The sequence below is a fragment of the Nocardioides sp. genome (assembly GCF_036401255.1).
In the GTDB taxonomy this organism is placed as follows: domain Bacteria; phylum Actinomycetota; class Actinomycetes; order Propionibacteriales; family Nocardioidaceae; genus Nocardioides.
Genome location: NZ_DASWVI010000024.1, coordinates 1 through 10,627, shown reverse-complemented (window position 1 = coordinate 10,627; position 10,627 = coordinate 1). Strand labels below are relative to the sequence as shown.

Here is a 10,627-nt window from a genome sequence, read left to right as displayed (position 1 = left end):
GAGTTCCTCGCCTCGGACGAGTACGCCGAGCTCGCCGGGTGACGTCCGGGTGATCGCCGACGTCTCGCTGGCGGCCGTCGTCGCCGTGGCGCTCGGGCTGCTCGTCGGCGCGATCGTGCAGTCGGTCGTCGGGCTCGGCCTCGGGCTGGTCGCCGCGCCCGTCACCGCGCTCGTGGCGCCCGAGCTGATGCCGGGCCTGATGATCGCGCTGGCGATGGTGCTGCCGTGCCTGACGCTCGCGGTCGAACGCGAGGAGATCCACTGGCGCGGGCTCGCCTGGTCGTTGCCGCCCCGCATCCTCGGCACCACCATCGGGGTGTGGGTGGTCGCGAGCTTCTCCGACCGGTCCCTCGGCGTCGCGGTCGGGGTCATGGTGCTCCTCGCGGTCGCCCTCACCTGGCGCGCCGTCCGGGTGCCGATCAACCGAGCCACCCTGATGACCGCCGGGCTGGTGAGCGGCGTGACCGGCACCGCCACCTCGATCGGCGGCCCGCCGATGGCGCTGCTCTACCAGCATCGCCCGGCCCGCCAGATCCGCACCACGCTGGCCGTGTACTTCCTGATCGGCGCCGCCCTGAGCCTGGTCGGGCTCGCCGTCTCCGGCGAGCTCACCGGGCAGCAGGTGTCGCTCGCCGCGGTGCTGCTGCCGGTCGTGCTCGCGGGTGCGCTCGCCGGCGTACGCCTGCGCCGCGGGCTCCGGCCCGACGTCGTCCGCACCGCGGTCCTCGCCGTGTGTGCCGTCTCGGCCCTCGCGCTGCTGGTGCGATCACTGCTCTGATGTCCTCCATGGACCTCACCGTGATCCCCGTGCCCGGCCCCGGAGCCGAGGACGTCGTCGTCGCCGGACCCGGACCCGACGAGGGCGCCGTCTTCACCGGCACCGAGGACGGCAGCATCTTCCGCGTCTCCCACGACGGCCGGCGCATCGACCGCGTGGCCCACACCGGCGGCCGGCCGCTCGGCATCGAGCTCGACGTCGACGGCCGGCTGCTCGTGTGCGACGCCCGCCGCGGTGTCCTCCGCGTCGATCCTGCGAGCGGGAGTGTCGAGGCGGTCACCGACCGGCTCGACGGGACCCCGATGATGTTCTGCAACAACGCCGCGGTCGCCCCCGACGGCACGGTGTGGTTCTCCGACTCCTCGCGCCACTACGGCATCGACCGGTGGAAGGACGACTTCGTCCAGGACACCCGGACCGGTCGGCTCGCCCGCCTCGGGACCGACGGCAGCACCGAGGTGGTCATCGACGGGCTGGCGTTCGCGAACGGGGTGGCGCTCGCCGCCGACGAGTCGTACGTCGCCGTCGCCGAGACCGGGGCGCGGACGGTGGTCCGGTGGTGGCTGACCGGGCCCAAGGCCGGGACCCGCGACCTCCTCGCCAGCGACCTGCCCGGCTATCCCGACAACATCGCGCGGGGCAGCGACGGCCTGATCTGGGTGTCGATCGCGAGCCCGACCGACCCCGTGGTGGAGCGCCTCCAGCACGCCCCGATGCCGCTGCGGCGGGCCGTCACGAAGGTGCCCGAGCGGCTCCAGCCCAAGCCCAAGCGCACCGTGCGGGCGGTCGCGTACGACGATGCCGGCCGGCTCGTCCGCGACGTCGACCTGCCGGGCACCGGCTACCACATGGTCACCGGCGTCCGGGAGCACGAGGGCCGGCTCTGGCTCGGCAGTCTCCACGAGCCCGCGATCGCCGTCGTGGAACTGTAGAGACGTAGACTCGAGCGCTATGGGCCTACTCGAGTCGATCACGTCCCCGCGTGACCTGCGGGGTCTCAGCGACGACCAGCTGGAGCAGCTCGCGAGCGAGATCCGCGACGTGCTGATCCGCACCGTGGCGACCAACACCGGTCACCTCGGACCCAACCTCGGCGTGGTCGAGCTGACGCTGGCGATCCACCGCGTCTTCGACTCCCCGCGCGACCGGATCGTCTTCGACACCGGCCACCAGGCGTACGTCCACAAGCTCGTGACCGGCCGGGCCGCGACGTTCGGCACGCTGCGCCGCGAGGGCGGCATCAGTGGCTACCCGAGCCAGGCCGAGTCCGACCACGACATCGTCGAGAACTCCCACGCCTCCACGGCGCTGAGCTACGCCGACGGGCTGGCCAAGGCCTACACGATCCGCGGCGAGGACCGCCACGTCGTCGCGGTCATCGGCGACGGCGCGCTCACCGGCGGCATGGCCTGGGAAGCGCTCAACAACATCGCGATCGCCAAGTCGAGCAGGCTCGTCATGGTCGTCAACGACAACGGCCGCTCCTACACCCCGACGATCGGCGGCCTCGCCACCGCGCTCACCTCGCTGCGCACCAACCCGCGCTACGAGAACGTGCTCGACATGGTCAAGCGGCGCCTCAACGCCGTCCCGGGTGTCGGCCCGGCGGCGTACGACGCCCTGCACGCGATGAAGAAGGGCCTCAAGGACGCGCTCGCGCCGCAGGGTCTCTTCGAGGACCTCGGGCTCAAGTACGTCGGCCCCGTCGACGGACACGACCGCGCCGCGATGGAGCAGGTGCTGGCCCAGGCCAAGCGGTTCAACGGGCCGGTGATCGTGCACGCGATCACCCGCAAGGGCTACGGCTACGACCCGGCCGAGCGGCACGAGGCCGACCAGTTCCACGCGCCCGGACCCTTCGACGTCCAGACCGGCGCCGAGAAGCCCAAGGGCCGGATCTGGACCGACGTGTTCTCCGACGAGATCGTGCGGATCGGCCACCAGCGCAAGGACGTCGTCGGCATCACCGCCGCGATGATGCACCCGGTCGGCCTCGACGCCTTCCAGGCGCACTTCCCCGAGCGCACCTTCGACGTCGGCATCGCCGAGCAGCACGCCGCGACCTCGGCTGCCGGTCTCGCGATGGGTGGCCTGCACCCGGTGGTCGCGCTCTACGGCACGTTCCTCAACCGTGCGTTCGACCAGGTCCTGATGGACGTGGCCCTGCACAAGTGCGGAGTCACGTTCGTCCTCGACCGCTCCGGGGTCACCGGCGACGACGGCGCCAGCCACAACGGCATGTGGGACATGTCCATCCTCCAGGTCGTCCCGGGCCTGCGCCTGGCCGCGCCCCGCGACGCGACCCGCCTGGGTGAGCTGCTCGACGAGGCCGTCGCGGTCGACGACGCCCCGACCGTCGTACGCTTCCCGAAGGGCCCGCCGCCCGAGGACATCGAGGCGGTCGGCCGGGCCGGGGGAGCCGACATCCTGGTGCGCAAGGGCACCAAGGACGTCCTCGTCGTCGCCGTGGGCGCGATGACCACCACCGCCGTCGAGGTCGCCGACCGGCTCGTCGCGCAGGGCATCGGCGTGACCGTCGTCGACCCGCGCTGGGTCAAGCCGGTCGACCCCGCGATCGTCGAGCTGGCCCGCGAGCACCGGCTCGTGGTCAGCATCGAGGACAACGGCGAGACCGGCGGCTGCGGCGCCGTGCTCCTCCAGACCCTGAACGCGGCCGGCGTGCACACGCCGTTCCGCCTGCACGGCATCCCGCAGCGGTTCCTCGACCACGCCAAGCGCGCCGCGATCCTCGAGCGGATCGGGCTGACCCCCCAGGCGCTCGCGCTCGGCATCGTCGAGGACATGACCTCTTTGTCGGAGGGTCGTTCTCCCATCGATGTGGAGCAGACGACCTAGCCTCCTGCTCGCCGCGGTGGTGCTCACCGCGGCGCTGGTGGGCTGCTCGGGGTCCGACGACCACGTCGATCCTGCCGATCACCCGGGCGCCGCCGCGTCGCCGGACGTCGTGCGCGCCCTCGAGCGGGCCCTGGACGCCCGGGCCCGCGTCGTCCGCGGGGCCGACGCCGCGGGGTTCGCGCGGCTGGTCGGCGGCGCGGCCGGGTTCCGCGAGCGGGAGTCGACCTGGTTCGCCAACCTCACCCGGCTGCCGGTCGCCCACCTGTCCTACCGGCTCGACCCGGGCTCGCTGGTGCGCGACGGCAACGCCTATCGAGTGCGCGTCACCGAGTCCCTCCAGCTCGAGGGGTACGACGCCGCGCCGGTCGCCAGCGAGGGCCGCTACCGCTTCGTGCCGGTCCCGGGACACCCCGGCCGGTACCGGCTGACCGCTCTCGTCGAGGCCGACGCCCAGCCGTGGGACGACGGACCGGTCGAGGTGCGCGAGGGCGACGGCGTACTCGGGATCTTCGACCCCGGGAGCGTCGACCGGGCGCCGGAGCTGATCGCGTCGGTCGAGGCCGGCATCGCCGCCGTGTCCGAGCAGGTGCCCTACGACTGGTCACGCACGGTCGTGGTCTACGCACTCTCCGACCCGGCGTTCCTCGAGGGGCTCGAGGACGCTCCCGGCGGCGACCCGGGCCGGCTGGACGCGGTCGCGTTCCCGGTGGGTGACGGCAGCCGGATCGTGCTCAACCCACGCGTGGTCGATCGACCCGGCAGGGGCCGCGACCGGCTGGTGCGCCACGAGCTGGTCCACGTCGCCCTCGGCACGCGCGACGACCAGGTGCCGGTCTGGCTCTCGGAGGGGCTCGCGGAGTACGTCTCCGTCCGGCCGCTGGCGCCCGAGGACCGCCGCATCCCGGCGGCCGCGGTCGCGGCCGCCGAGGCCGGGGCCGACGACCTCCCCGACGACGCGACCTTCAACGACGACGACTCGCAGGCGCACTACGGCCTCGCGTGGTGGGCGGTGGAGTACCTCGCCGAGGCGTACGGCGAGGACGCCCCCTGGCAGCTGCTCGACGCGATGGCCGCGCCGGGCGCGGACCCCGACGCGGTGCTGCGCGACCGGTTCGGCACCAGCACCCGCGAGCTGGCCCGCCAGGCCGACCGGCAGATCGTCGCGCTCTACGAGGCCGCCGGCTGACCCCAGATCACTCGGCCGCCGCGGATCGCTGGTTTCGCGGTCGGGCGGAGCGGTAACGGTGCGCGTATGAGCCTGATGCGCACGAAGTCGGTGGAGCAGTCGATCGCCGACACCGACGATCCGGACCACCGGCTCCGCAAGGAGCTCAGCGCGCTCGACCTCACGGTCTTCGGGGTGGGCGTCACGATCGGAGCCGGCATCTTCGTGCTGACCGGCACGGTGGCGGCCACCAACTCCGGGCCGGCTCTCGCGCTGAGCTTCCTGATCGCCGCCGTCGCCTGCGGCCTCGCGGCGCTGTGCTACGCGGAGTTCGCCTCGACCGTGCCGGTCGCCGGATCGGCGTACACGTTCTCCTACGCGACCCTCGGCGAGCTGGTCGCCTGGATCATCGGGTGGGACCTGATCCTCGAGTTCACGATCGGCGCCGCGGCGCTGTCGGTGAGCTTCTCGGGGTACCTGCAGGAGCTCCTCGACGGTACGCCGTTCGAGGTCCCGACCCAGATCGGCTCGGCCGCCCACGGCGCGGTCGACGTGCCCGCGATCGTGATCGCCCTGCTCGTGATGCTGCTGCTGATCCGCGGGACCAAGCTCTCCAGCATGGTCAACCAGGTCGTGGTGGCCATCAAGCTCTCGGTCGTCGCCGCGGTCATCGTCGTCGGCATCGCCTACGTCGACCCGTCGAACTGGACGCCGTTCATCCCGTCCTCGGAGCCGGTCGGCGACGCCGAGGGCGGCTTCCGCCAACTGCCGCTGATCACCACGCTGCTCGACATCCAGCCGGCGGTGTTCGGCATCGGCGGCGTGATCGCCGGCGCCGCGATCGTGTTCTTCGCATTCATCGGCTTCGACGTCGTGGCGACCACGGCCGAGGAGGCGCGCAACCCGCAGCGCGACATCCCGATCGGCATCCTCGGCTCGCTGGCGATCGTCACCGTGCTCTACGTCGCGGTCAGCCTGGTCGTCACCGGGGTCCAGAGCTATGAGGAGATCGACCCGAACGACCCCGCGCCGCTGGCCACCGCGTTCTCGGCCGCCGGGGTCGGCTGGATCGGCGACCTGATCTCGGTCGGCGCCTGCATCGGACTGGTCGTGGTCGCGATGATCCTGATGCTCGGCCAGTGCCGGGTGGCGTTCGCGATGGGACGAGACGGGCTGCTGCCGCGCTCCATCGCGCGCGTGCACCCGAGGTTCGGCACGCCCTACCGGATCACGCTGATCACCGGTGTGGTCGTCGCGGCGATCGCCGGGTTCGTCGACCTCCAGACGCTGGCCGACCTGGTCAACATCGGCACCCTGTTCGCCTTCATCCTCGTCAGCATCGGGGTGGTGGTGCTGCGGCGCACCCGCCCCGACCTGCGGCGCTCGTTCCGCACGCCGCTGGCGCCCGTGGTCGCGACGCTGTCGACGCTGATGTGCTTCTACCTGATGCTCAACCTCAAGGGCGAGACCTGGGAGCGCTTCGTGATCTGGATGGCGCTCGGGTTCGTCGTGTACTTCCTCTACGGCCGCCGGCACAGCCGGGTGGGGCTCGGCGGTTCCCCACGCACCTGACCCATCTGCTGCGGATCCGGCCCCCGGACGACAGTTCCGTCAGGTGCGTGGGAAGACGGTGAGGCGCAGCGCAGGGACATGGGCTCGTGGGGACTGGGGCACCCTGGAGTCGTGGCCGGCAAGCTGGATGTCTATCGGCGCAAACGCGACTTCGCGCGTACGCCGGAGCCCGCGGGCGCGCCCGAGCCGGGGGCCGGCACCGGGCGCTTCGTGGTCCAGCGGCACCGGGCCCGGCGGCTGCACTACGACCTGCGCTTCGAGATCGACGGGGTGCTGGTCAGCTGGGCGGTCCCGAAAGGCCCGACGCTCGACCCGAAGGCGCGCCGCCTGGCCGTGCACGTCGAGGACCACCCGATCGAGTACCTGCTCTTCGAGGGCGTGATCCCGTCGGGGGAGTACGGCGGCGGCGACGTCATCGTGTGGGACACCGGGACCTGGGAGCCCGTGCACACCGACGATCCGCGCGCCGCGGTCGAGGCCGGCGAGCTGCACGCGGAGGTGCACGGCCACAAGCTGCGCGGCCGACTGGTGCTCGTCCGGCGCGACGGTGGTGACGGGGACGACTGGATGCTCCTGCACAAGCGCGACGAGCACGCGGTCGAGGGCTGGGACGCGGAGGACCACCCGGTCTCGGTGATCAGCGGGCGGACCAACGACGAGGTGAAGGCCGACCCCGACCGGCTGTGGCGCTCGGACGCGCCGGCGGCCGAGGCGAGCGTGTCGCTGCTGCCCGAGCCACTGCCGGACGAGGCGATCGACGAGCTCGAGGCGCTCGGCAAGCAGGGCACCTGGGAGGTCTTCGGGCGCCGGCTCAAGGTCACCAACCTCGACAAGGTGCTGTTCCCGGGACGCGCGGGCGAGCCGCCGGTGACCAAGCGCGAGCTGCTGGCCTATGCGGCCCGCATCGCGCCGGTCGCGCTGCCCTACCTCGAGGGCCGGGCGCTGAACATGCACCGCTACCCGGAGGGCGCCGAGCGGCCCGGGTTCTGGCACAAGCAGCGGCCCGAGCACGCCCCCGAGTGGCTGGAGTGCTGGGAGAACCCCGACGCCGACGAGGGCGAGACGACGGCGTACGTCGTCCCCGGCGAGCCTGCCGCCCTGGTCTGGGCGGCGAACTTCGGGGCGCTCGAGTGGCACCCCTGGACCTCACGGACCGAGCGGCCGCACGAGCCGTCGTACGCTCTCATCGACCTGGACCCGGGGGAGCGGACCGGGTGGGAGGACCTGCTGGTGCTCGCGCGCCTGCACCGCACCGCGCTCGACCACGTCGGGGTCACGGGGCGCGCCAAGGTGACCGGTCGCCGCGGCATCCAGATCTGGATCCCGGTCGTGGCCGGCTACACGTTCGAGGACACCCGCGCCTGGGTCGAGACGCTGTCACGGACGGTCGGCAAGGTCGTGCCCGAGCTGGTCAGCTGGAAGTGGGAGGTCAAGGCCCGCAAGGGGCTGGCCCGGCTGGACTACACCCAGAACGCGATCAACAAGACCCTGGTCGCGCCGTACTCCCCGCGCCCGGCGGCGGGCGCCCCCGTCTCGGTGCCGATCGAGTGGGACGAGCTCGACGACCCCGACCTGCGTCCCGACCGCTGGACGGTCCGGACGGTGCTGGACCGGCTCGCCGAGCGCGGCGACCCGTTCCGGGCGCTGCTCGGCGCCGCGCAGGAGCTGCCCGAGCTCACCTGACCGGTGTTCACCCTGGCTCGGGATGGGTACGGCAGCCCCGTGGAACCTCGATGGCAGAGCGGACCCGCCAGCATCACGCTGGTCAGACACGGGGAGAGCGTCGGCAACCTCGCGGACACGACGGCCCGCGAGGCCGGCGCCGAGCGCCTCGACCTCGACGCCCGGGACGCCGACGTGGCGCTCTCCGACACCGGTGTCGAGCAGGCGGAGGCGGTGGGCCGGTGGATCGGCCGAGCGCCCGAGGATTGGCGGCCGACGCTGGTCCTCAGCTCGCCGTACCGCCGCGCCGCCGACACCGCACGGATCGCCACGGGGCCGCTGGATCTCTCGGCGACGCTCGACGAGCGCCTGCGCGAGCGCGACCTCGGTGTGTTCGACGGGCTGACCGGCCGGGGCATCCGGGCGCACTACCCGGACGAGGCCGAACGGCGCTCGCGGCTGGGCAAGTTCTACTACCAGCCGCCGAGCGGCGAGAGCTGGGCCGACGTGGTGCTCCGGGTGCGCAGCCTGCTCACCGATCTGCGGCACGGGTACGACGGGGAGCGGCTGTGGCTGTTCACCCACCAGGCCGTGATCATGGCGTTCCGGTACGTGCTCGAGGGCATCGACGAGCCGCGCCTGCTCGAGATCGACAAGCAGCTGCAGATCCCCAACGCCTCGCTGACCCGGCTCGTGAAGACGGGTGAGCGGTTCGAGCTCGACACGTTCGCCGACACCCGGGCCGTCGACGACCAGGACGCCGAGGTGACTCACGAGGAGAGCCGGGTGAGTCGCCATGGCTCCTGAGGTGGTCACCCCGGCGCTGCTGCGGCGCTGGCCGTTGCCCGAGCCGGGCGCCGGCAAGGACTCCCGTGGCCACCTGCTCGTGCTGGGTGGCAGCGCCTCCACGCCCGGAGCGGTGCTGCTCGCCGGGGTGTCGGCGCTGCGCGCCGGCGCGGGCAAGCTCGCGATCGCCACGGCGGCCTCCGGCGCCTCGGCGTTGGCGGTGGCGGTCCCCGAGGCGCAGGTCATCGGACTCCCGGAGGACGGCGAGGGATCGATCGACGCCCGAGCGGCGGATCGCGTGGTGCTCCGGTCAGAGGCGGCCGACGCCGTGGTGGCCGGCCCCGGCCTGGACGACCCTGAACGGGCGGCGGCCCTGCTGGCCGCGGTGCTGCCCCGGATCGGGATGCCGCTCGTGCTCGATGCCCTCGGCACGGCGTACCTCACCGATCACCCGCGCGGCCTGCGGCACCTCGACGGCCGCGCCGTGGTCACCGCCAACCCGACCGAGCTGGCACACCTGGCGGGGCGCGACGAGCCGAGCACCCGGCAGGAGATCCTCGACGCCGCGGCCGAGGTCGCACGCGAGAACGACGTCGTCGTGCTCGCCGGGGCCGAGGACAAGCTCATCGTCAGCCCGGACGGCCGGGCCTGGATCGTCGAGGGCGGCGGACCTGGCCTCGGGGTGTCCGGCTCGGGCGACGTGCAGGCGGGGATCGTCGCCGGCCTCCTGGCCCGGGGCGGCGAGCCCGCGCAAGCCGCGGCGTGGGGCGCCTACCTGCACGCGCGCGCCGGTGAGCGGCTGGCGGGCAGCGTCGGCCGGGTCGGCTATCTGGCCCGCGACCTGCCCGGGGTCGTCCCCACGGTCCTCGGCGAGCTGGCCTGAGCGAAGCGAGCCTCGAAACCACCTTCCACGATCGCCGCCTGGGCCTCTCGTCATGGCAGGGTGATCGCGAATGAGGGTGGAGGTGATCGCAGTGCCGGGCTACGGTGCGCTCGCGGAGGTCTACGAGTGGCTCATCTCCGATGCGAAGCTGACGCCTGCTGCCTTCGCCGAGGCGTTCGAAGACGTCATCGGCCTCCTCCCGCCGCACGCTCAGGTTCTCGACTGCTCGTGCGGCACCGGCCAGCTCGCGGTGGGCCTCGCCGGTCTCGGCTTCCGGGTGGTCGCGACCGATGCGAGCGACGCCATGGTCCGCCGCACCGGAGAGCTGGCCGATGAGCTCGGCGCATCGCTGCGGGCGGTCCGGGCCGACTGGAGCGAGCTGTCCGGTCATCTCGACGGTGCGAGCTTCGACATGGTGTTCTGCGTGGGCAACTCCCTGCACCACGCTCAAGGCGCGAGCGCGAGGCTGGCCGCACTCGAGTCGATGTCGCGGCTGTTGCGTCCCGAAGGACGCCTGGTGCTCACCTCCCGCAACTGGGAGCTGGTCCGCGCCGGTGGTTCCCGGATGGAGGTCTGGGATGAGCTCGTCCGCCGGAACGGCCGCGATGCCGTCGTCATCTACCGCTGGGAGATCCCGCGTGGGTGGGAGCAGGAGCATCACATCGAGATCGCCGTGGCCCAGATCGAGGCCGACGGGGCGGTCCGGGTCCGGTCCGAGGTGTTGTCGTCGTGGCCCTACCGGTACGACGACCTCGTGTCGGAGCTGCGACGAGTAGGGCTGAGGGTCGAGAGCAGCACGTTCGACCCGGAGGCAGAGGGATACACCGTGGTGGCGATCAAGGAGTAGGTTCCGGGATCCGTGCTGACGCCGAAGCCGGCCCCGGGCCGCGCGTAGCCAGACTGGCGAAAGTGCTCAGCCGGGCCG

The 10,627-nt window shown here is 72.7% G+C and carries 9 protein-coding genes; all 9 read left to right on the top strand.

The window, feature by feature from the left end:
• The coding region (locus tag VGD85_RS00975) for a sulfite exporter TauE/SafE family protein (protein ID WP_331061582.1) at window positions 1-778 on the top strand (778 nt) is incomplete at its 5' end.
• 8 nt (window positions 779-786) lie between these two features.
• The gene (locus VGD85_RS00970; protein ID WP_331061581.1) at window positions 787-1,710 is read left to right on the top strand and encodes an SMP-30/gluconolactonase/LRE family protein; all 924 of its coding nucleotides are present in this window, start codon (window positions 787-789) and stop codon (window positions 1,708-1,710) included.
• Between the two features lie 19 nt (window positions 1,711-1,729).
• Window positions 1,730-3,634 (top strand): 1-deoxy-D-xylulose-5-phosphate synthase, encoded by a 1,905-nt coding sequence (gene dxs, locus VGD85_RS00965; protein WP_331061580.1) that lies wholly within the window; start codon window positions 1,730-1,732, stop codon window positions 3,632-3,634.
• Window positions 3,635-3,650: 16 nt separating this feature from the next.
• Window positions 3,651-4,820, top strand: coding sequence for a hypothetical protein (locus VGD85_RS00960; RefSeq protein WP_331061579.1), 1,170 nt, complete (start codon window positions 3,651-3,653; stop codon window positions 4,818-4,820).
• A 66-nt stretch (window positions 4,821-4,886) separates the two neighbouring features.
• Window positions 4,887-6,371 carry an amino acid permease gene (locus VGD85_RS00955; RefSeq protein ID WP_331061578.1) on the top strand — a complete coding sequence of 495 codons (1,485 nt, stop codon included), beginning with the start codon at window positions 4,887-4,889 and terminating at the stop codon, window positions 6,369-6,371.
• Window positions 6,372-6,482: 111 nt separating this feature from the next.
• Window positions 6,483-8,054, top strand: coding sequence for a DNA polymerase ligase N-terminal domain-containing protein (locus VGD85_RS00950; protein ID WP_331061577.1), 1,572 nt, complete (start codon window positions 6,483-6,485; stop codon window positions 8,052-8,054).
• Window positions 8,055-8,093: 39 nt separating this feature from the next.
• Window positions 8,094-8,840, top strand: coding sequence for a histidine phosphatase family protein (locus VGD85_RS00945; RefSeq protein ID WP_331061576.1), 747 nt, complete (start codon window positions 8,094-8,096; stop codon window positions 8,838-8,840).
• Window positions 8,830-9,702 carry an NAD(P)H-hydrate dehydratase gene (locus VGD85_RS00940; RefSeq protein WP_331061575.1) on the top strand — a complete coding sequence of 291 codons (873 nt, stop codon included), beginning with the start codon at window positions 8,830-8,832 and terminating at the stop codon, window positions 9,700-9,702. The genes VGD85_RS00945 and VGD85_RS00940 overlap by 11 nt, the downstream gene beginning before the upstream one ends.
• A gap of 82 nt (window positions 9,703-9,784) precedes the next feature.
• Window positions 9,785-10,549 carry a class I SAM-dependent methyltransferase gene (locus VGD85_RS00935; protein WP_331061574.1) on the top strand — a complete coding sequence of 255 codons (765 nt, stop codon included), beginning with the start codon at window positions 9,785-9,787 and terminating at the stop codon, window positions 10,547-10,549.
• Window positions 10,550-10,627: the final 78 nt, after the last annotated feature.

Excerpts from the sequence above, each read along its gene's own strand:
- VGD85_RS00970 (WP_331061581.1), top strand. The coding sequence starts at position 787 with ATGGACCTCACCGTGATCCCCGTGCCCGGCCCCGGAGCCGAGGACGTC.
- VGD85_RS00940 (WP_331061575.1), top strand. The coding sequence starts at position 8,830 with ATGGCTCCTGAGGTGGTCACCCCGGCGCTGCTGCGGCGCTGGCCGTTG.
- dxs (WP_331061580.1), top strand. The coding sequence starts at position 1,730 with ATGGGCCTACTCGAGTCGATCACGTCCCCGCGTGACCTGCGGGGTCTC.
- VGD85_RS00955 (WP_331061578.1), top strand. The coding sequence starts at position 4,887 with ATGAGCCTGATGCGCACGAAGTCGGTGGAGCAGTCGATCGCCGACACC.